This is a genomic window from Arcticibacter sp. (assembly GCF_045629565.1).
GTDB lineage: Bacteria > Bacteroidota > Bacteroidia > Sphingobacteriales > Sphingobacteriaceae > Arcticibacter.
The window spans coordinates 1-22,465 of sequence record NZ_JAZQRL010000034.1; the positions used below are offsets into that span (position 1 = coordinate 1).

The 22,465-nt window shown below is 42.0% G+C and carries 17 protein-coding genes and 1 pseudogene; 6 read left to right on the forward strand and 12 right to left on the reverse strand.

Annotated elements, in window-relative coordinates:
* A pseudogene (locus tag ACKI5J_RS04365) lies at positions 1 to 214 on the forward strand (LD-carboxypeptidase); the annotation flags it as partial.
* Positions 215 to 216: 2 nt separating this feature from the next.
* Here the strand turns inward: ACKI5J_RS04365 and ACKI5J_RS04370 are convergent.
* From ACKI5J_RS04370 to ACKI5J_RS04400, 7 genes are all read right to left on the reverse strand, one after another.
* Entirely contained in the window at positions 217 to 2,214 is a 1,998-nt protein-coding gene (locus ACKI5J_RS04370) for a hypothetical protein (RefSeq protein ID WP_407426892.1), read from the reverse strand.
* A gap of 383 nt (positions 2,215 to 2,597) precedes the next feature.
* Complete coding sequence (locus ACKI5J_RS04375) at positions 2,598 to 3,746, reverse strand: DUF4249 domain-containing protein (RefSeq protein WP_407426894.1); 1,149 nt, start codon at positions 3,744 to 3,746, stop codon at positions 2,598 to 2,600.
* Positions 3,746 to 6,535, reverse strand: coding sequence for a carboxypeptidase-like regulatory domain-containing protein (locus tag ACKI5J_RS04380; protein WP_407426896.1), 2,790 nt, complete (start codon positions 6,533 to 6,535; stop codon positions 3,746 to 3,748). The genes ACKI5J_RS04375 and ACKI5J_RS04380 overlap by 1 nt, the downstream gene beginning before the upstream one ends.
* Before the next feature lie 3 nt (positions 6,536 to 6,538).
* Positions 6,539 to 7,261 (reverse strand): hypothetical protein, encoded by a 723-nt coding sequence (locus ACKI5J_RS04385; RefSeq protein ID WP_407426898.1) that lies wholly within the window; start codon positions 7,259 to 7,261, stop codon positions 6,539 to 6,541.
* Between the two features lie 190 nt (positions 7,262 to 7,451).
* A complete protein-coding gene (locus tag ACKI5J_RS04390; RefSeq protein WP_407426900.1) occupies positions 7,452 to 7,940 on the reverse strand; it encodes a lipid-binding protein in 489 nt (162 codons plus the stop codon).
* Between the two features lie 20 nt (positions 7,941 to 7,960).
* Complete coding sequence (locus ACKI5J_RS04395) at positions 7,961 to 9,448, reverse strand: SusD/RagB family nutrient-binding outer membrane lipoprotein (RefSeq protein WP_407426902.1); 1,488 nt, start codon at positions 9,446 to 9,448, stop codon at positions 7,961 to 7,963.
* 18 nt (positions 9,449 to 9,466) lie between these two features.
* Complete coding sequence (locus ACKI5J_RS04400) at positions 9,467 to 12,676, reverse strand: SusC/RagA family TonB-linked outer membrane protein (protein ID WP_407426904.1); 3,210 nt, start codon at positions 12,674 to 12,676, stop codon at positions 9,467 to 9,469.
* 274 nt (positions 12,677 to 12,950) lie between these two features.
* On the opposite strand from ACKI5J_RS04400, the gene ACKI5J_RS04405 reads away from it, so the two are divergent.
* Both ACKI5J_RS04405 and ACKI5J_RS04410 read left to right on the forward strand, forming a co-directional pair.
* Positions 12,951 to 13,310 (forward strand): PadR family transcriptional regulator, encoded by a 360-nt coding sequence (locus ACKI5J_RS04405; protein WP_407426906.1) that lies wholly within the window; start codon positions 12,951 to 12,953, stop codon positions 13,308 to 13,310.
* A gap of 4 nt (positions 13,311 to 13,314) precedes the next feature.
* Positions 13,315 to 14,892 carry a PspC domain-containing protein gene (locus ACKI5J_RS04410; RefSeq protein WP_407426908.1) on the forward strand — a complete coding sequence of 526 codons (1,578 nt, stop codon included), beginning with the start codon at positions 13,315 to 13,317 and terminating at the stop codon, positions 14,890 to 14,892.
* Positions 14,893 to 15,268: 376 nt separating this feature from the next.
* Here ACKI5J_RS04410 and pyk read toward each other — a convergent pair whose 3' ends face one another.
* Together pyk and ACKI5J_RS04420 are read right to left on the reverse strand one after the other, a co-directional pair.
* Complete coding sequence (gene pyk / locus ACKI5J_RS04415) at positions 15,269 to 16,699, reverse strand: pyruvate kinase (protein ID WP_407426910.1); 1,431 nt, start codon at positions 16,697 to 16,699, stop codon at positions 15,269 to 15,271.
* Positions 16,700 to 16,755: 56 nt separating this feature from the next.
* The gene (locus ACKI5J_RS04420; protein ID WP_407426912.1) at positions 16,756 to 17,193 is read right to left on the reverse strand and encodes an IPExxxVDY family protein; all 438 of its coding nucleotides are present in this window, start codon (positions 17,191 to 17,193) and stop codon (positions 16,756 to 16,758) included.
* Positions 17,194 to 17,322: 129 nt separating this feature from the next.
* Between ACKI5J_RS04420 and ACKI5J_RS04425 the strand changes: the two genes are divergently transcribed.
* The 3 genes from ACKI5J_RS04425 to rnc all read left to right on the forward strand — a co-directional run bounded on the left by ACKI5J_RS04425 (position 17,323) and on the right by rnc (position 19,703).
* Positions 17,323 to 17,559 carry an acyl carrier protein gene (locus tag ACKI5J_RS04425; protein ID WP_016194153.1) on the forward strand — a complete coding sequence of 79 codons (237 nt, stop codon included), beginning with the start codon at positions 17,323 to 17,325 and terminating at the stop codon, positions 17,557 to 17,559.
* Between the two features lie 19 nt (positions 17,560 to 17,578).
* Positions 17,579 to 18,832: a beta-ketoacyl-ACP synthase II gene (gene fabF / locus ACKI5J_RS04430; protein WP_407426914.1), complete on the forward strand. Its 1,254-nt coding sequence runs from the start codon at positions 17,579 to 17,581 to the stop codon at positions 18,830 to 18,832.
* A 142-nt stretch (positions 18,833 to 18,974) separates the two neighbouring features.
* Positions 18,975 to 19,703: a ribonuclease III gene (gene rnc, locus ACKI5J_RS04435; protein WP_407426916.1), complete on the forward strand. Its 729-nt coding sequence runs from the start codon at positions 18,975 to 18,977 to the stop codon at positions 19,701 to 19,703.
* A 34-nt stretch (positions 19,704 to 19,737) separates the two neighbouring features.
* On the opposite strand, the gene ACKI5J_RS04440 is transcribed toward rnc, so the two are convergent.
* The 3 genes from ACKI5J_RS04440 to ACKI5J_RS04450 are packed head-to-tail and all read right to left on the reverse strand — an operon-like array spanning position 19,738 to position 22,270.
* Positions 19,738 to 20,715, reverse strand: coding sequence for an MlaD family protein (locus ACKI5J_RS04440; RefSeq protein WP_407426918.1), 978 nt, complete (start codon positions 20,713 to 20,715; stop codon positions 19,738 to 19,740).
* Positions 20,715 to 21,488 (reverse strand): ABC transporter ATP-binding protein, encoded by a 774-nt coding sequence (locus tag ACKI5J_RS04445; RefSeq protein WP_407426920.1) that lies wholly within the window; start codon positions 21,486 to 21,488, stop codon positions 20,715 to 20,717. The genes ACKI5J_RS04440 and ACKI5J_RS04445 overlap by 1 nt, the downstream gene beginning before the upstream one ends.
* On the reverse strand, positions 21,488 to 22,270 hold the full coding sequence (locus ACKI5J_RS04450; protein ID WP_407426922.1) for an MlaE family ABC transporter permease: 783 nt from the start codon (positions 22,268 to 22,270) through the stop codon (positions 21,488 to 21,490). The genes ACKI5J_RS04445 and ACKI5J_RS04450 overlap by 1 nt, the downstream gene beginning before the upstream one ends.
* Positions 22,271 to 22,465: the final 195 nt, after the last annotated feature.

The window sequence follows — 22,465 nt, forward strand, 5'->3', positions numbered from 1 at the left end:
CCTTATCATCGGTGGCTTTACCGATATGAAAGACAATGCCGTTCCTTTTGGAGAAAGCGTACAAGAGATGGTTATGAACCATGTAAAGGAATACGACTACCCAGTAGCATTTGATTTCCCGGCAGGTCACATTCCCGATAATCATGCGTTGGTTTTCGGTAGGGAAATAGAACTCAATACTAATAATGCCTTCGCCAGCGTTCGTTATAAATAATTTTATTGGACGTTAAAGTTGAATTTAAAGCTTCCGGCCTTTCCTTCTGGCGTTAAACCCTGTATATCTACCACGTAAATTCCCGGACGGTCTGGTGTGTAGAAATCAAGCTTTGCATTTCCCTCTTTGTCTGTAACGACCTCAGGCGCCCAAAAACACAGGTTTCTGAAATCCGGCAAACGACTCTTAAGCTGCTGAGGTGTATCATACCGGGGAGAATAAAATTCTCTGGTTAACTGCAGCGCCTCGTAGTCGATAACTACGGCATTTCGATCAAGCTCCATTCCCTCAAGGTTATTTTTGTATGTACTAAAGAGGATGATTCCACCATACACATCTGGTCCAAAAAAGTACTTCTTAGGAAGTACTTCTATACTCTTTATTTTGAGAGGATCATATTCAAAGAACTTTTCAGGCTTTAACATTGGCACTCCATCCAAAAAAACCAGTGGTCGCTCCTCAAAAAAACTCTGATTCACGACACCGCTGTAAACTTGCATCGCTAGCTTCCCTTCTTTTCTGCGAACACCAACGCTTAAGACATATTCGCGTAAAACTTCTTCAATTGTAGGAAAACGAACATAATTGTCTAGCAAATAGCGCTCCTTTAAGGAACCATAAAACGGAATACTGTCTCTGCCTGGCTCCGCAAATTTATTCAGCCTTTGCTTATTATAAATATTCCAAGCTTGCATATTAATGCTATTTAGTAGAAGCGTCTGCGAAGTGCTAACTTCAGAAACAAATTGAGGTAAAACCCGACTTGAGTAAGTGTCTGAAAACGGAGTCAAAATATCTATGGTATAAGCCTTCTCTCCAGTGTTTGTTTGCAAGACAAGTGACCTAACTCCGAACAAATCCTTTGTAAAAAGATCCACCCTACCCTCCGGATTAGTTCGACCGTTAACATAGTGTGTCAGATCTCCCAAAACAGCTAAATTAGTCGAGATTTGCCCAGCAGGAAGCTTGTTATCCCTATCAAACACCCGTGCAGACACAATATGATACCTTCTCTCTGGAATATATTTGGGCTCAGGAACGTCGTTCCTTAATATTTCTCTCCATTTAAAACGGCGCCATCCATGACTCAACATTAAATTATCCAATGCAAAAGATACATCTTCGCTAGTATCCGAAAAATAGAATTCTGGTTCTTCAATACCGCCTTTCAACTCTGAACTCAGTAAAAGGTAACTCAAAATATCAGGAGAATTCAATTTCTGAAGAGAATCTGTCTTATATACTGACACAGACAAATCTGCAGTGGTAGGCGTTGAATCAAAAAGTCTAGTTTTTATATCAATAGTCACCTTCTTCCGGGTGGCATAGTCCTTAGCATTTAATTGCGAAGATATAGCTAGTCGGCTTCTCCAAGCCTTATTAAAATACAACCTTTCGCATACAGGTTGTAAGTCATTATCGAAAAGCGTGAAATGAGAAATTCCTTCATGCAGCTTTTCTTTTTGAATAGACACATACCCATGTCCATTATTCAACAACACTTTCGAACCAAACTCGATCTTGTGTCCCGCATGAACAAATAAAAACGCTTCACCTACGTTAGGAATATTTGAAGACACTTCTAAAATCAACTTATCACCCTCATCCTTTAACGACATCACATATCCTTGATCCAAGGCCCCCGGCAAAGGCTGCTCAACCTTGCGTCCGTCCGCAAATTCGAGGAGAGCAGTATATCTTACTCCACGATGAGGAGTGAAAACAAAGCTGCCTATTCCAAACCTTAGTGGCTTGAAAGATATAATATTCCTCCCTCCTTCATCCATTATTTTACCATTGAAAGCAATACCTTTACCGGTTTGATCCGTAACTCGAAAGGCGATCTTACTCTCCATCCCTTTAATCAGATTACCGCCCTCTGGAAAAAATTGGACATCATATCCACCAACAGATCTTTCGACTTCAGGATATTGTTCTTTCACAGTATTTAGAACCCTAATATCTTTTTCAAAATAAAACTCAGCAGCAAAGTTTCTCATCCAACGTGTGTAGGTTCTCAAACGATAATTTCCAGACCCTAAAGAAACAGGTAGGTACAATGAGCCATTCCCTTTCCCATCCTTCATTCCAACCTTTGTCTGCAAAACTGGTTTATTATCCTTATCCAATAGTTCCACATATGCGACAGAACTCACCACAGAAGGCTTATGAAATGATGCATCCACATCATAAACCTTAAACCACATTAGTTCTCCGGATAAATAGTTGCTTCTATCGGTATGAACAAATATTTTTTCTTGAAGATTTGCGGTTCGGTAGCGGTCAAACGCAGCCATTAAACTGTCTGTACCGGTTATCTGCCCCGCAGATCTGACCGAGATCAGCAAGAAACAAAAGAAAATTATTTTATGATACATACCACTTACCAAAAATCAGGTTTAACCGGAACACCTTTTAGCCGACAGTCTACACAGGCTGGGGCAACCCCGGTAACGTACTGGCCCGTAGTTCTTGTCTCCTTATTCAAAGGAGTATTTTGCGGAAATATTGTTACAAGGCTGTCGGGGATTTCTAAGGCGCTAACCTCAATACAACCACTGTTGTAATTCCAATTTGACACCTCTCTATTGGATATAAATAGTCTTTTTACTGCTGTCGTCGAAGCGTCAAAGAAGCCTACAACCTGTTCCTTCGGATCGCTGACACAAGTGATGTTTCCTCTTATCTCAGAAGGTTGCGGATCAAATATGCTACCTAAACCTTCGGTGTTCTTTTTCATATTTTCCCAATATTCAAATCCTGCGGCACTCAATGCGTATTGTTTAACGAGGATACTATAACGTGTATCCAGCTTCCAGGAGGCTTGTGGTATATATGAGACAGGAGCAAGGCTGATCACATCATCTTTGAGCCGGCTGGATGAGCCCAGATTGATGCTCTTTGATGTCTCAGTCTGCCAGCATGAATCAGGAAAAGCATTTTCTGGGCGTCGTGGGAAGATTCTATAGGGGAACTTATCAACGGGATCTGCATTCTCATTAAACTCAATTTCGTAACGAGAATGATAACTAGGTACAATTATCCATGTTTCCTCATATTCCCATCTGTAGTAGCGGGTTTTGTTGCTTTGATCATGGGTACTAGCATAGATCTGAACACCTTGTCTTACTCGCTTCCATGGTAAGCTATCTATTTCCGGAGTACTAAGCAATGTTACGTATTCCGAAGCATATTGGCTTCCATTTGCTGTTTTTATTAGTAAGCGGTATCTGTGTCCTGCAACAAATGCATGTTTTGTGGTATATACTCCTCGAGAAGCTTCTGATAAAGAATAGGTATTTTTTTGTTCGTCTTCAACTTCAACATTTGCACCTGCCTCTGTAACACTGTTATTTGAAGAATTATTACTGGTACGCGAAAGCCTTATCGTTGTCACTCCATTTCCGTTTAGAAGCCCTTCCACAACCAAAAGGTTAGTCGCCGAAAAGTTTACTTCAGGTTCATAAGTCTCTTTACAAGCGAACGTCAGTAGCGCTAATGAAAATGCTATATGCGATATATACTTTCTCATCAAAATCTCAAGTTATAGTTTATAAATGGGATAGGTGTAGCAAATATCGACAGTTTATACCCTTTAACAGATCCATTTTCTGTAGTAAAATAAGTGGAATATGGATTATGTCTTCCTGTTAAATTGTACACTCCTATCGTCCATGAGCTATGAATCCACTGATGGATTTTATGGTTTCCATCAATATTCACAGACAGATCAGTCCTGAAATAATCTGGAATCCGGTATTGATTTCTATCCGAGTAAAGAACCCTTTCTGCTCCGCCATAATAAAAAGTCCCAACAGGAAGCGTAATAGGCCTTCCTGTACTGTAGGTAACATTTGCCGATACACTGAACCGGTGAGAAGCCTTGAAATTGCCAACAACTGTAAAATCATGAGGCTTATCGTAGTTTGCCGGATAATACTCGCCATTGTTGATCAGTTGCACTACTGTTGGATCATCCATTTTCAAAAACGTGCGGGAATATGTATAACTGACCCAACCATTCAATTTTCCTGCCGTCTTCTTGATCTGAAACTCGGCTCCATACGCCTTTCCCCTTGTATTGATTACATCCTGCTCAATATGGTGATTTAGAACGAGCGTTGCCCCACTTCTATAATCAAGGTAATTATCTAACCACTTATAATAAACTTCTGCGGACGTTTCTATTGTATTGGACCTGAAGTTTTTAAAAACACCTAAAGACACCTGTCGCCCTGTTTGGGGTTTAATATTTAAATCACTAAGCTTCCAAATGTCTGTCGGCGCGATTGCAGTAGTGTTAGAAAGCATGTGGATATACTGCCTTAGTGAATTGAAGGCTAACTTGACAGACAGGTCGCCATCGATAGCGTAACGGGCAGCAAATCTATATTCGGGACCTCCGTATGACTTGATCATATCACCTTTATTGTAATTCAGACTGTCTATCACGTTGAACTCCGTTTTTGGCAGATTTTCCGCATAAGCATATGTAGACTGAGGACCTAAGTAGTTGTACAAAGAAAATCTTACACCCATGTTCAATGAAAGAGAAGGACTTACCTCGAATTTGTCTGCCAGATAAACTGCGCTTTCGATTGCCTGCTCTGATTGCAATACATTTTTGCTGACGAGTGATTCTGGACCATACGGTATAAATTCCCCAGGATGTATCTTGTACAGTAAGCTGCTTGCTCCAAAGTCGAGGGTATGCTTTCCGTCAAGATAATAAGTGAAGTCTGTCTTAAGCTTGGACTGGGTAATATCAAAGCCCATATGATAAGCGTTAATTGGATTCTCTTCGCTCTTAACCTGATAATCGTACTTATCTAATCCACCTATGACGCTCATACTTAACTTGTTGTTAAATATGTATTTCCACTTAAGAGACATATTTTGGTTTGAATACCTATAAATGGTGTCACTATTCAAATTAAATCGGTCATTGCTTAAGTAACCAGTAAACGAGATAGTATTCTTTTCATTGAATTTATGATTCAGGTGAAAGTCAATGTCAGAAAACGCCGCTCTACTATCCCTGTATCCAGACTTTTGTGGTAACTCTTTAAGTAGCCAATCTGAATACGTTGTCCGACCACCAAGCATAAATGAAGCCCGATCTTTTATAATCGGCCCTTCTATGTTTAATCGGCTTGTTAACAGGCCAATTCCGGCTGATCCCGTAAACTTCTTATTATTACCTTCCCTACTATGAACATCTAGAACAGAGGAGATTCTACCTCCAAACTTAGCGGGAATACTACCCTTATAAAGCTCAATATCCTTTACAGCGTCTGAGTTGAAAGCAGAAAAGAAGCCGAATAAATGGGAAGGGTTATAAATCGTAGCATCGTTATACAAAATAAGATTTTGATCCGTCCCACCTCCTCTCACATTGAATCCGGTGCTTGCCTCGCCAACTGATTTAACGCCTGGTAAGGTAAGTATTACCCTTAAGATATCAGGCTCTCCAAATACTGTCGGGATCTGTTTTATTGTAGCCATCGTAAGCTTCTCAACACCCATCTGAGTGCTACGGATATTCGCTATTTTTTCCGCGGAGATATCAACCTCCTTTAATGATCGTACCCGCTCAATCAATTCAATATCCAACTTACCATCGGAATATAGGTTTATCGTCCGAACAGCATCTCGCATTCCAATAAAACGGATATTCAGAAGATGTCTTCCGGAAGGCAAACTAATAGAATAAAAACCCGACTGATCAGTACTCGTGCCTATTCTCGGACTGGAAGTAAAAACACTTGCGCCTATCACCGGCTCCCCACTCTGAGCAACCCGTACAAATCCAGCTAGCGTGACATTACCCTTTTTGAAGCCAACCGCTCGGTCTCCAATATCGAAAATCCTATTATTGGCACTAGCGGCACTTACATCATTTCCCACGTCCGTCAAAAAATCCTTAACTCGCGACTCAATGAGTAATTTACCTGGTGAGAGACCTTCCGTATCCCTCATTCCATTTTGTCTCGGCAAGGCCACGAGTAGTTCCTCGTCATAAGTAATAAAAATGTTGTTCTGGAAATCTATAGAGTACTTTAAATGGGTATTTTGAAAGATTTGATCTAGGATCCATCGTATTGGTTTCCCTTGAACATCAAGGCTGATCCGGATGCTATCCAGCTGGTTAGGCTCATAGAAAACTTTATACCTTGAACTTTCTTCTATTAAGGCAACGACCTGTTCAATCCTGGCGTTTTCAAACCGCCCATTAAAAAGTTCTTCTCTATTATTCTGCGCAAATAAGGTGCTCCAGGTCAAGGATAAAAGGCAGATATAGACTAATAGAGCTAAGCGCATGATTTACGGTATTTCATCATATTTCTTGGAAGCCATAAGTATAGAAAGTTCCCGCCCATTGCTGAATTTCAGTTTATTCTTTCTTATATATGAGGCAATGGCTTTCTTTTTATCGCCCATCAATGCAAGCAGATCTGATTTGGACTTCACTGGATGAAAAACGCTATCTATAAGCAGATAAAACCGGTTGATGCTAATAAACTCCCGCTCCATTCCATGCGCCGTTGATTGCTCTTTCAATATCTTTTTCCTTTTAACGAAAACAGATATTGCATTTCCCGAATACAATTCTTCATGATAACCGCTTATCAATTTTTCATCAAACGGATCAAGCCTAAAATTTCGAAAGGACCGGCCATTAAAAAAGAACTGATCTATCTTATCATTTATCAAAGCAACGTTGTATAGCCCGTCGAAATGCTTAATTATAACCTGATCCGTTAAAAGATCGTATAGCATAGGGAGCTTATACCATAATTGATCGTATTTCACAGACGCTGATACCATCTGGTCTGTTTCCAAGTAAGCAGTTCCCTTAATGCCTCTGAAATACCCCACATGTTCAACTCCATTGTAGATCAATGATCTGGTGGAAACAGAACCCTTATCTTCTAGGTAGGTTGTAGCAAGTCTATAATATATTGAATCCGGAAGTGCCACCTGAGAGTGTACCGCAGTATTGGATAGGAGATATCCAAATGTGAGAAAAGCGATTAGTTTAGGCACTTTGATGTTTTACAAATGATCTCATAAACGTACAAAATAAAATTGTTGAAATAATATATAGAAACCAGAATTCAGCCCAAATTCTTTTAATAGATAATCTGTCTTAAACGCAAAAGAGACCGCTCACAAATGGCGGCCTCTTTCGCATTCAACAAATAAATACAATTTTATTTGCCCATTTAAAAGTTCCTTACTCAAATTGAGTCCATTGGGTTGTACGATGTCCTCTCACAATATACGTTTTGTTATTAACCGAAGTAGTATACCTAACGTAAATGCTATCCGCTTTTATTCCGGTTTCAGTAGTAGCAGCATCTAACATTACTTTCGCTTCAAGTATCGTAAACGTATTTCCAGCCTTGGCTTCATTAGCGATGGTCGTTCCACTGAAAGTCCTCTGTGCGACATCAACATCAACTTTTCCAAGCAATGCAACAATTTGAGTCGAACCAAGTTTCATCCAAGCTTTATTAACGTCATTCGAGGTAGTGTTGTATGTTCTTAGGGCGAACAGGCCGTTAACAGCCAAAGTGCTATCATCGTCTTCGTAAACATTTGACAACCATTCTCCTGACATCTTTCCAATAGCTGTGTGCTCCTGCTCTTGATCGGAGTAAGTTTCACAACTGTATAAAACACTCACTATTAGTGCTAGTAATATATATCTTATATTTTTCATATAACCAATTTAAAATTCAACTATTTATGCCAGTACATTTTTTCTGTAATCGGAACAACTTTTGGTGCATTCGGATTATAATCACTTGAACTCTTTGGAAATAATAACCTTCTCGGTAACTGGCCAGCAGCAATCACGGAGGTTACGGAGATTGTATATCTTCCCGGAACATAAGTCGGATCAGTGGTAGGAACTGAGCTGACCCTCGGATAACCTGTTCTATTCTGATCAAAGAAAGAATCCCATGCTTGCGACCGCGCTGCCGCAACCCATTTCTGCTGAATTATCTGCTCAACCATCGCGTCTACGGAACCTCCGTTAAATGCGTATTCTCCTCCAGGTGCTATGAATGAAGCAGCACTCATTGGCGAAGTTGCTGAATTCCATCTTTCGAAAGCCAAAATAACACCGTTATCATAGTTGCTTTTTGCACTGCCCGCTTCATTCAAACGTGCATAAGCTTCTGCTTTCAAAAACGACACCTCAGCCGCGCTCATAAAAAATACTGCGTCAGTTGGCAATACGACGGCTCTTGATGATTGGGTAGCAGATTGTGTCAATCCATAATTCCCTTGCTCAATACCAGCATACTTTGGCCATGTAGAACCTTCTGATTGACTTTCTACAGTTTCTTCATAAAAGGCTGCTACCCTTGGGTCGTTATTTTCTAATAGAAACGTTAAAAGCGTGTTACTTGCCCTCATATTCGCAGCGGTATTCAACTTACGTCGATCCTGCTCAAACAATGGGTTTGATTTGTTTTCAGAATCCACAAATACATCCATTTTGGCATCGGTTTCTAACAAATCATTTTCGGTTAACAGTGTTTGAATCTGAGCAGAGTTAGCAGCAAAGTCACGCATTAAGATTTTAAGCTTTAGAGATTTGGCGAATTTACGCCAGTTGTCCATATCTCCAGTAAACAAAAAGTCTTCATTTCCCATCGCTGGTAAGGCTGCAGCTTGAGGAACTTTCGATATAGCATCATCTAACATTGCTAAGATTTGTACGTTTGCCTCTTTGCTGTCATCATAGACAGGTTGAGGGTTGTTATCGTAGTCAAGTCCCGCTTTAATCGGAACAGCACCATAGAAATCGTTTAGAATATGATAGTCGAATGCAGACATCACTTCCGCGGCAACATAATAATTCCAAAGCCCCTGAGCCTCACTTTTCTGCATAGTTAGCTTAAGATCTTTCAAAGCGCCACCGAACAGATTGTTCCAGGTCGAATTGTAACTGGAAATTGTCAGGTTATAAGAATCGAGTGTTCTGTATTGACTGGAATTATTGTTCTGGGTATAATGTTGAGACCAAAAGCTTCCAACTAATTGTAAGTCTCCACCAATCTTCGAAGCAGAGAAAGTTATCCCGGAAGGAAGTAAATACTTAGGATCGGCGTCTCCAACATAGTTGGGATCGGCGTCGTTTATATCTAAAGTCTTCTTGCAAGCCGTTTGCGTAAGAACGAACAGCAGCAATAAAGCTATACTATATATTTTTTTCATAACTATTTTTATTATCTATTAGAAACCAACTCTTATGCTTGCGCCGATGCTTCTCATTGTCGGTCCCGCAGCGAACTCACCGAATTCAGAAGCTATATCGTTACCGTAATTGGTACCCTCCGGATCGACAAAAGTATTCGACTTAGGGGTGAACATCAGAAGGTTTCTACCAATCAAACTTAGATCGACGGATGCAAGCTTCAGTTTAGAAACAAATGGTTTAGGAACAGAGTAGGTGAATACTAGCTCTCTTAATTTGACAAAATCTCTGTCTAATACATAATCTCTATAACGTGCCTGGTTTGTGTTACCATACCAGTAAGAATACATGCTGGTTGTAGGAATAGGAATGTTATTTTCGACATATGTGGTCACTCCGTTGGTGACTACTGCTTTAACAGAGTTAGGTACAACAAATGGCTGACGATCATTGTATGTTGTCTGCATCGTGTTCCCAACAAAAGCATTCAGTTGTTTTGTATAGGAATAGAACTGTCCTCCCTTTCTCCAATCAATTACTGCACTTAATGAAAAGTTCTTGTATCTGAACGTATTGTTAAATCCTAAGATAAAATCAGGATTTGAAGTTCCATAGTCTTCTTTACCATTTGGATCGATCGCTTCGTAACCATTTGCTCCAACAATAATCTTTCCAGCATGTTCACCCTCTTCAACTCTTCTAATCTTTGGTACTCTGAAAATACCCAATGGGGCACCGACACGAGCAACATAATCAACAGAATAAGCATTCTCAATTAACAACTCCTGAGCATCACCGTAAAGCTTCAAGACTTCACTCTCGTTTTTAGTAAAAGTTGTTGCTAAATCCCATTGGAAGTTCTCACTTTTTACTGGAACTAATGTCAATCTCGCTTCAATACCCTTATTCTGAATATTCCCTATATTAAGAGTCTGCGTTGTATAACCAGCTTCCGGAGCCACTGAAGCCCGGATGATTTGATCTTTTGTTTTCCTATTGTAATAAGAAACATCCAAACCGATTCTGTTATTCAAGAATCTCGAATCCAAACCAAGCTCCCATTCAGTGGTGATTTCAGGCTTCAGGTTGTTATTTCCTTTATTGTTACTTTCTGTCAATGCAGGAACACCATTCAATGGCGCATAAATGTCGCCAAAACCAAGTGGTGGTCTTGAAGGGATGAAAGAAGTACCTATTCTATAAGGTGCCGCATCGTTACCTGTCTGACCCCAAGCAGCCCTAAGCTTTAAGTAATTGAAGTTTTCTGACTGCCAATCCTTAATCATGTCAGTTAAAACTAAAGCGGTATTAGCGCCCCAGTAGAAATAACTTCTGTTGTTTTGCGGCAAGGTTGAGGACCAGTCGTTTCTTAAAGAAACATTTACAAACCAATAGTCTCTAAACCCAAAGTCAATGTTTCCATAGACAGCCATCAGACGTCTAAGATTTAAAATCGATTCAGATATAGGCTCTGATGTGCTTTTGTTCTGAAGACTATACCAGTTCGGAATACTTAATCCGGATAGATAAGAATTTAAAAGATCGTATCTTCTCTGATTATAGTTAAAACCTGCAACACCACCTAATCTGATATCCTCGTTTAGCTTATAATCGCCCTGCAAAAGAATGTTGGCATCTATTTGACCATCTTTCCTGAAGTTCTCGCCATAACGACCAACAATAGGTGCCTTCCCATGTATGTCAGAAAACGAACCTGGAGTATACCTAACAACCGCACCGCGATCTTGTATCTTTGTGTTGTTAAAATCTCCACCCAGTCTTCCAATTAAACGAGTGTTTTGAAGAACTTCGTAAGATAGCTCTAACTTACCAAAGACTCTATCGTCCTGAAGGCTTGTTCCATTCTCATTAATTGTAAAATATGGGTTATCTGCGTAAGGGGTAAAATAATTATCAACGTTATTGTAAGCGCTTTTATAGTCCTTAAATCCACTGATTGGAATATCTACAGGGATCTGTATAAGCTCCTGATAAAGAGTTGCACCTCCATCACTTGTTCCCTGACCGGCAAAAACTGCTTTCATATCCCTACGAATATAGTTTAGACTATAATCCGCTTTAAATTTTCCATAAGTAGAAGTTCCTCTAAGGGAGAAGTTATTCCTAGAAAACTTGTCAGCACTTGTTGGAACAACTCCGTCTTGGGCTGAGTTTGAGTACGAGAAAAACAAAGAGTTGTTTTCACCACCTCCAGATAAGGTGATAGCGTTCTGAACGTCGTATCCAGTGTCGTAAAAGTCCCGTATGTTGTTTTCGACATAAGCAAACGGTTTTGTCTGAGCAACACCATCGATTTCAGTTCCCCATTCTCTCACTACTCCATCCAACTTAGGTCCCCATGATCCGTTCTCAATTGCATCATAGTAAGGCCAGCCTTGTCCAAAAACGTTCTGAGTTTGAGGAACGCGTAGTACATTGCTGAAATTAGCAGAACCTGTATAGGTTACATTTAATTTCTGGTTTTGCTTTGCACGCTTAGTAGTAATCATGATAACACCATGCGCTGCGCGTGATCCATATAAGGCAGTAGCAGAAGCTCCTTTAAGTATTGTTACCGACTCAACATCCTCAGGGTTAAAATCATTTCCCTGATTACCAAAATCCACAGACCTCGAGAATTGGGACTCTGTACTTCCGGTAAATGCATTGTTCATTGTAGTGTTATTTGACGGAACACCATCAATTACATATAAAGGATTATTACCTCCTGAAAACGATGAAACACCACGTATTACAACCTTCGTCGATGCTCCAGGAGCACCAGCATTTGAAATATTAACCCCTGCAACTTTCCCTTGAAGTCCGGTCATTACATTGGCATTCCTTGCTGCAGTTATTTCCTCGGCCTTTACGGTCGATGCTGCATAACCAATCGTTTTTTCCTGTCTTGAAAGACCTAAAGCAGTAACTACCACTTCACCAAGTTGCGTTGCATCGCTTGCTAAGCTAACATCCAGGGTAGATCTGGATCCAACAGCAACTTCTTGTGTTGTGTAGCCGATGTAAGTTAAAACCAAAACAGGAGAGCTTCCTGAAACCCTAATTGTAAATTGTCCGTTCGCGCCAGTCTGAGTACCAACTGTCGTGCCCTTCAATCTAACACTAACTCCCGGAAGAGGAAGACCGTCATCCTTTCCTTTGATTGTACCTGTTACGGTACGATCTTGCGCTATTACACTAGTGCATAACAGTAACAAGATGAACAAACTTGATAGAATTTGCTTCATATGTTCTTTTTAAATTAATGATTAAAGTATAAAAATCGTTAGTTTATTTCATTTATCAAACTAAAAAATGTAATATTTTCTTAAATCCGCAATAAAAAAGAGCCAAAATCTGACATTCATCAATTTTTAGCTTCGAAATGGCACTAAAAATTGACAAAAGCTCACTTTCTCTACTACACGCTGATATTTAGCGAAGACAATGAAAGAATAAAACTTTCAAAAAATATACTACTATGTATTGCATAGTAGTATATAAAACATATATCTTTGTGATATGATAGTAGAGAATACGCAAACGCAGATGAGGAAGGGTATCCTGGAATACTGCATCCTCTCTATTATATCCCGGGGCGAGATTTACGCCTCTGATATAATAAACGAGCTTAAGCAAGCGAAAATGCTGGTTGTAGAAGGAACTCTATATCCACTGCTGACCCGACTGAAAAACAACGGGCTCCTGAGCTATAACTGGATCGAGTCGACTTCCGGCCCTCCCAGAAAATACTACCAGCTTACCGAAGCCGGCCGGGACGTATTAAGCAAGCTGGATATCACATGGGAAGAACTACGATATGCAGTACACGTGTCCATGCAGGGACGACCAAATCAGAATAACGAAACCCCAAACGCCTAATCACATGAATAAGACCATCATTATCAATATAAACGGTATCGTTTTCCATATAGAGGAAGATGCCTACGAAATTCTCCGGTCATACATGACCGAGGTAAAACGCCATTTTGCTTACTCAAGCGACAACGAAGAAATTGTTCAGGACATTGAAAACCGACTGGCCGAAATGTTTACCGAACGCCTTACAGAGCAAAGTAAGCAGGTGATTGTTCAACAGGACGTCGTCGATATCACTGCGAGAATGGGCAATGTGAACGATTTCGATGTGGAGTTTGACGATGAACACTTTGGTGGAATGCGTACCGCACACCGCTCTCTTTTCCGCGATCCGGAAGACCGCATGATCGGTGGGGTATGTTCCGGTCTGGGGCACTACTTCGATATCGAGGCAAAATGGGTAAGGCTTATCGCCGTGCTTGCTACCATCTTATGGGGAACAGGACTGATTGTTTATCTCATTTTGTGGATGGTTACTCCGAGAGCTAAAACCCGGGCCGACAGGATGGCTATGAAGGGCGAACCCATCAACCTGCAAAACTTCAAACGGAACCTGGACGAAGAGATTGATGCGCTTCAGCAGAATCTTAACCAGGCCGGATCACAATTAAAACCCGGCTTAAATGCTACCGAGGATTTCCTGAGAGAAGCTGGCGACAGAACAGGAACTTTCCTCACCCGGGTCCTTGGAATCATGTTTAAGATTGTTGGTGCTTTTGTAATATTCGTTTGCTGCAGCTTGCTATTCAGCTGCTTGCTGGGGCTGCTGTTTATCATGGGATTTTTCGACGGACATGAGCTGGACACCTTTCCATTCAACATAATTAACCCCGAATACCAGTCGGCCATCTATTTCAGCGCAGCGATATTGATCATCATTCCGTTAATCGCGCTTATTTTGTTTGCCCTACGCGTTCTGTTTAACAGAAAAATTACCGGAAAAACGACTTCATTCGCACTACTGATCATCTGGATCACCGGTCTAGGGATGGCGGTTTTCTATGGTGCCAAGCTGGGATCTGAATTCAAATCTGAGGCCAGATACGAGCAGCAGTCACTTGTCAAACCTTTTCCAACCTACCATATAAAGCTCAACAAACAGCGGTTCTTCTCCAAGGACGACAGTCTGAACTATAACGTAACGTTTAACGGCAGACAGGGTAAGGTAAAAATTGCCAACGACATCGGCGAAATACAGCTGTATGTAGAAAGAAGTGATGATAGCACGGCTTTTATCATCAAAGACTTTTCGGCCCGGGGCCGGGATTTCGAGTCTGCCCTGAGAAACGCTCAGAAGAGTGGTTACGAATTCATTCAAGCCGATTCTATCATTACCCTTGATAAATATCTCCACTTTCCCCCTAAACAAGCTTATCGGGACCAGGAAGTGAAGGTTACTTTGAAAGTTCCGTTGAATACCCGGTTGATCTTTGACGGGGAAATGAATTCGATCATACGCGACATCAATCTGCGCGATTGCCTGCCTGAAGATAGTGAATGGGAAACTCCCTCCACGTGGATCATGACAACAACAGGCCTTAAATGCGCCGACGAATCGATGGCGAGAAAGCCATCGGAGGATTAGAATCTATCACGGCTAAGCCTTCTCGGTATTCCGGTTCGCATAACGCTAAAGCCAGCTGGTGGGCAGCTGGTGGGCAGCTGGTGGGTACAGCCGCCTTGTAACCACAGTGCAGCCACGTTGTAGCCACGTTTTACTGGAAAAACGTGGCTACAACGTGGCTAGATCCTGGCTAAAGTGTGGCTGCACCCACTAGCTGGTCACTACCTGATCCCTGGCTGGACACCACTTTGTTACTACTACATAGGCTGTTGATTTGAAGATAATCTTTCGCGTGCCTCATTATTGCCAAAAACAAGACTATACCGGGCATAAAAGCAGCGACAAAAAAAAACGGCTACCAGAATCTGGTAGCCGTTTCTCTATAGAGTGATAAATACTAGTCAACAGTTGTCACGCGGATCATGTTGGTTTTACCCTTCTTTTCGATCGGCATTGCAGCTGTATTGATGATCACATCACCTGGCATAATCATTTTTTCTTCTTTTAATATACGATTTACATCGCTGATCGAACGATCAGTAGACTCTGCTTTATCGTAGTAAAAACCTCTTACTCCCCAGAGCAGGCTAAGTGTATTCAGAAGACCCTTATTATTAGTGAAAATATAAGTTCCGGCCTTAGGGCGGTGACTGGATATTTCAAAAGCGGTATAACCGGAAGAGGTCATCGCCACGATACCTCTTGCGTTTGTCTTTGCAGACAGGTACACCGCCGAACCGCAAACTGCGTTTGACATATAACGAGGTGAGCTCTCGTCTAATTTTTTAGGTGTCTGGTAAGGATAAGCTGTTTCTTCAATGTTCTTGATGATCTTGCTCATGGTCTCAATAACGATAACCGGGAACTCACCTACTGAAGTTTCGCCGCTTAGCATCACTGCATCAGCTCCATCAAGAACAGAGTTTGCTACGTCGTTTACCTCTGCACGGGTAGGGCGAGGCGTAGTGATCATACTTTCCAGCATCTGAGTTGCTACGATAACCGGCTTAGACGCCTGCAGGCATTTGCGTGCAATCATCTTTTGCAATACCGGCACTTGCTCCATAGGCATCTCAACACCCAGGTCACCACGGGCAACCATCACACCATCTGTAGCCGCAATGATTGCATCGATATTCTCAATAGCCTCAGGCTTCTCGATCTTCGCGATTACCCGCGCCGTCTTTCCGCTCCTGTTAATGATGCGTTTCAGGTCGATGATGTCTTCGCCTGTACGTACAAAAGATAAACCGATCCACTCCACGTCATTCTTAAGCGCAAATTCCAGGTTATGCAAGTCGTCTTCTGTTAAACTTGGAATGGAAATTTTGGTATTAGGAAGGTTTACACCTTTACGTGAAGTAAGAATGCCTCCGTGTACCACCTCACAAATAACCTTATCTTTATTATTGGTATCGACTACGCGCATTTGAAGCTTTCCGTCATCCAAAAGGATGATTTCGCCCGCACGAACGTCTCTTGGAAAGCTAGAGTAGGTAATATAGATCTGCTGATCGTTGCCGACCATCTCTTCCGTTGTTATTTCGATCTGGCTGCCGTTTACAAGCTTAATACCGCCGTCCTGAACCATTCCGATACGGATCTTCGGCCCCTGTAAATCGGCCAGGATTCCCACGTGCAGCTTGTACTGATGGTTGATCTCGCGGATAACGTCAATCACCTTCTGGTGATCTTCCTGACTTCCGTGAGAAAAATTCAAACGGCATACGTTTACTCCTGCCTTGATCATGGCCAGCAAAGTCTCTTTGCTGGAGGAAGCCGGCCCGAGGGTGGCAACTATCTTTGTCCTTTTGTGAACTTGTCTCATCTTAACCTAAACTATTATGTTTGTAAAGGTGTACATTATACACCATTAATTATTTACTAAAATATCAGATTTTCTTTAGATTTTAATTTTCCGGGATCAACTTCTGCTGCTACGACGACTTCGGGTATGCGATTAAGCCCTCCGAGCAGGTGGTCGATGTCTTCCTGATCGATAAAATTCCTTATCAAAATAAAGTAATCTACGTTTTTCATTTCGGGTATCAAATAACCCTCCGTACCTTTGTTTGCCAGCAAAAAGAGATCCGTCTCAGACTCAGGTAGTTGATAAAAATACCTGGAGAAGAAAGAGTGACCGGCGCTGGCATGGGGAATAGATAAATCATCCATACGGGCAAAATCATGTGATATTTGCCGATTGATCTTGAAGGCTAGCATATAATCTTTTAGTGAAGATGTTATCGCTATTAAAACAAAATCGAGATCTAATTCGTATTTTAGAGTAAATCTGTTCAAAATGATTGCTGAAACCGCCACGAAGGTACAAAACAATAGCCATTGGGTATGTGATGTTGATCATTTTTAACCAAAAACAAAAAGGTTTGATATTTATCAGATTTTATTTTTCTTTGCAGATAATTAATAACCATATAAAAAATAGAAACTATGTCTGATATCGCTTCAAGAGTAAAAGCAATTATCGTGGAAAAATTAGGAGTGGATGAGAGTGAGGTGAATCCTGAAGCATCATTTACGAACGATTTAGGTGCTGACTCACTGGACACCGTTGAGCTGATCATGGAGTTCGAAAAAGAGTTCAATGTAGCTATTCCTGATGACCAGGCTGAAACAATCGGTACTGTAGGTCAGGCTATCGCCTACTTAGAAAAAAACGTAAAGTAATCACGCTGCCAAAACATAAATGGAGCTAAAAAGAGTTGTAGTAACAGGACTTGGTGCACTTACCCCAATTGGAAATACCGTTCCGGAATACTGGAATGGTCTGGTCAATGGGGTGAGTGGCGCTGCTCCGATTACGAGGTTTGACGCAAGTTTATTTAAAACGAAGTTTGCCTGCGAAGTTAAAAATTTCAAACCTGAAGATTTTCTTGATCGTAAAGAAGCAAGAAAGTTAGACCCATTTGTACAGTATGCACTTGTTTCTACTGATGAAGCCGTTGCAGACGCCGGCCTGGACTTTGAGAACCTTGACACCCATCGCATCGGAGTAATCTGGGGATCGGGGATCGGAGGTCTGAAGACGTTTCAGGACGAGGTAACGAGCTTTGCACTTGGTGACGGAACTCCGCGATTTAATCCTTTCTTCATCCCCAAGATGATTCTGGATATCGCGCCGGGTCATATTTCTATTAAATATGGTTTAAGAGGTCCTAACTTTTCTACTGTTTCTGCTTGTGCATCATCAACCAATGCGTTGATTGATGCTTTTAACTACATCCGCCTGGGTATGGCTGATGTGATCATTTCAGGTGGTTCTGAATCCATTATTAATGAAGCGGGAATGGGTGGCTTTAATGCCATGCATGCGCTTTCTACAAGAAATGACGACCCGGCCACTGCATCACGTCCGTTCGATAAGGACAGAGACGGTTTTGTTGCAGGAGAAGGATCAGGAACCATCATCCTCGAAGAACTTGACCATGCACTTGCCCGTGGCGCGAAGATTTATGCTGAGCTTATCGGTGGAGGCATGAGTGCTGATGCCAATCACATCACGGCGCCGCATCCGGAAGGATTAGGTGCGAAGCTGGTGATGTCTAACGCGTTGAAAGATGCGAGACTGACGACTGCTGATGTAGATTACATCAATGTTCATGGTACTTCGACCGGGCTGGGTGATAAGAGTGAGTCTAAAGCCATCGTAGCCCTTTACGGCGAAGATGCTTACCGCTTGAATATCAGTTCGACCAAGTCGATGACAGGCCACTTACTTGGAGCCGCTGGCGCCGTTGAAAGTATCGCTGCCATCCTTGCTGTTAAAAATGACATTATACCTCCAACAATCAATCACTTTACTGATGATCCGGAGATTGATCCACGACTGAACTTAACTTTCAATACAGCTCAGAAGAGGCTTGTACGTGCTGCACAAAGCAACACTTTCGGCTTCGGTGGTCATAACGCTTCCGTAATCTTTAGAAAGTACGAAGATTAAACTGGATTTATTAACTGCCATAAGGCCCGGGTCTGTCTGATCTGCATTTAGAATAAATTTATCACAGAAGATGGATTTATGTTAAATGCCTTAATTACCGACTTCGGGCTTTTGACATTTGGTAAATGGATCAAACACGCGAATGCCAATATCCTCTATTTATAAGCTTTATTTTTCTCCTCAACGCAAGTACATATCCTTGATGAGGAACTTGCTTGGCTTCGTACCGGGTAATATTAAGCTTTACCGGATGGCTTTCAGACACCGTTCTGTTGCGATCATCCTAAAAAACGGCACTAAAAACAGTAACGAGAGACTGGAGTTTCTTGGTGATGCGGTGCTGGGTGCGGTCATTGCTGACGAGCTTTTCAAGCGCTATCCCTACAAAACAGAAGGCTTTCTTACTGAAATGCGCTCCAAGATTGTTAGCCGGGTTAACCTGAACCAGCTGGCTAAGAAGCTTGGGCTTGACGAGCTGATTGAATACGACAATCGGATTGTAAACTTCCCTACGAAGCAAAGTTCATTGCTTGGTGATGCTTTTGAGGCCCTGATCGGTGCTATATACCTGGATAAAGGGTATGAATTCACGCATAATTTCCTTTTGATGCGGATCATCAAGCCGCATATTGACATCCTTACACTTGAGAACACGGAAACGAACTTCAAAAGCAAGCTTATCGAGTGGTGCCAACGTCAGGGTAAGGATATTCTCTTTGAGATCGTTCCTAACGGTGAAGGTGAGAGCATGAAGTTATTTACAGTGAATGCACTGGTAGATGGCGAAAACAAGGGCGTAGGACGTGATTACAATAAAAAGAATGCGGAAAAGCTGGCTGCAGAGAAAGCCTGCGAGGGTCTGGGAATTTAAATGGCACGGGTGTTCTACCCGCACCATCTTCTAATTATTTATTCTTTTCTTCTTCTTTTGCCTTCTTCCTGAAGAATCCGCGAAGTAAGAAGTTATGCTGTAAGGCTTCTAGATTCTCGTCGAGTTTCTGGGAGCTGGTTTCCAGATTAGTTAAGGTCTTTTTCAGGCTTTCTGCTGATTCCTGATCATTTAATAATACCCCAATGGCGTTATCCTTGTTGTTAAGCTTTTGTCCGGCCGTGCTCAGGTCTTCGGATAGGGAGGCAGCAGCAACGGAGAGCTTCCGGATGTTTTCTACCGATCCTTCCAGTTGAGAAAAAACTCCGGTATCGGTAAGCAGTTCGTCTACCAGACCACCTTTCGTGTTCAGCTTATTTGAAAAGGCAGAAAGTGACACAGCTGTGCGGTTAATGTTCTGCGAAGCGCTGTTTAAGCCCGCCATGGTATTCTTCAGATTTCCGGCCATAAGCGAATCGGTGAGCAACGCTCCAATAGCGCCTTCTCCATTTGCCAGTTTACCGCTGATAACCTTCAGGTTGCCTGTAATTTCGATCAGGTTCCGGTTGTTAGCCTGCAAGTCTTCCAGCATAGCGTCGGTGCTTAAGGCTTTTTTAACGTGCAAACGATCGCCTGATTCTACTACAGGCAAGTTGATGCTTCCTCCTTCGATCACGATAATCCTATTGCCGATGAATCCTTCTGAGCTGATCTGAGCGGTAGCATTCTTGTGTATGTACTTCTGCGCTTCCTGCTCTACATTCATTTTGATTTTGACCTGTGAGGTACCGTAAAAGTCGATCTTCTTTACCGTGCCTATCTTTACACCGGAAAACCATACGTTGTTTCCTACTTTAAGGCCCGCTACGTTATCAAATATAGCGTTCAGCTCGATGCTCTTAACAAAGCGCTTCTGTTGTCCGGCGAGGGTAAAGATACCTGCTACGAACAGGACGATACCGAGGAACACAAAAATGCCAACTATTACGGAGCGTTTATTTTCTGAAGTTTCCATCAAGATGTAAAATTATAATTATAAAAAGTTTGAATCCGCTCATCATCTGTGTTGAAGACTTCTTCAAATGTGCCGGTTCTTTCGAATCGGCCATCGAGGAGCATCATGATTCGATCACCGGTTGATTTAGCGCAAGTCAGGTCATGGGTGATAATGATGGACGACGTATTGTATTTTTCCTGAACCTCATTGATGAGGTTATTGATGTCTATGCAAGTGATGGGATCAAGCCCCGCTGTGGGTTCGTCGTAGAGCATGATTTCCGGCCGCATAATCAACGTTCGGGCAATGCCGATACGTTTACGCTGTCCGCCTGATAACTCAGAAGGCATCTGATTTAACGCCTGCAGCAGCCCGACTCCTTCGAGCACTTCTTCAATGGCGTAATTGATCTCTTTTCTTGTAACGTGCGGAGTATTCCGGACCAGGGGAAACTCCAGGTTCTCTTTTACCGTCATACTATCGTATAAGGCGCTGTTCTGAAACGAGAAACCGATTTTTAGCCGTAGTTGCTGAAGCTCTTTTGTGGTTAACTTTTCTACTTCCTGCCCGAGTACGTTTACCGTGCCAGAGTCTTGTGTAAGCAAGCCGGAGACGATCTTAATTAACACTGATTTTCCGGTTCCGGAACGTCCGAGCACCACCAGATTTTCGCCTTTGTAAAGTTCCAGATCGATGTCGCGCAATACATGATGATCCCCAAAGGATTTCTTCAATCCTTTAATAGATATAGGATGTGTGCTGGCGTCGATTGGTGTAAATGGCTTTCTCATTAGCGTATTGCGTTAACTACCTGGACCACTAAGATCTCTTCAATAAATATGAGGAACATTGAAACCACTACAGCTGAATTGGCCGCCTTTCCTACGCCCTCCGTGCCCTTTGATGAGTTATATCCCTGATAGCATCCCACGGCTCCAATCGTGAAGCCGAATAGTATCGCCTTTATAATGGAAGAAAACAGATCGAGAAAGGAGATGTTTTGTAAGGCGCTTTCTACAAACGAAGAAAAGCTGGTTTGCTCATTCTGGGCCACATTGATAAACGATCCTGCAAGACTTACCACACCCGTGTAAACCGCCAGGATGGGAATCATAAAAGTGGTCGCGATGATACGTGTCACCACCAGGAATTTAAACGGATTAGTTCCGGAGACTTCCATGGCATCGATCTGTTCGGTTACTTTCATAGATCCCAGTTCTGCCCCGATCTGCGATCCAACCTTTCCAGCTGCTATAAGTGCTGTAACGAGGGGTGCCAGTGCTCTGATAATGGCGATGGATACAAGACTGGGGAGCCACGAAGCGGCACCGAACTCCGCGAGAGAGGGCCGCGACTGCTTGGTGAATACCAGTCCGGTTATAAAACCTGTCAGCGTAATCAAGGGCAATGACTTATACCCGATATCGTAACACTGTTTTACCAGCTCTTTAAATTCGTACGGCGGGAAAAGCACTTCTTTGAAGAATCTTAGCAAGAACTTGTACACATCGTTCAGGGTCATGAAAAGCCCGTCTATCTTTTTGGAAATAACGTATTTACCTGATTTCTTCATAAATGAATGTGTAAGGTACTGCTGAGAGCTCCTGACTTTTTTTGTCTTTTGTTCAAAAAATTCATACGTGGCGCAAACTTACTTGAAAATATAATATATCACATATGATTATTCTCATATTAATGTAATTGCTTGTAATAAGATAAAAATTCATGCCTATTTGTTTCAGATAAAATGAATACGTGAGAAACGAAG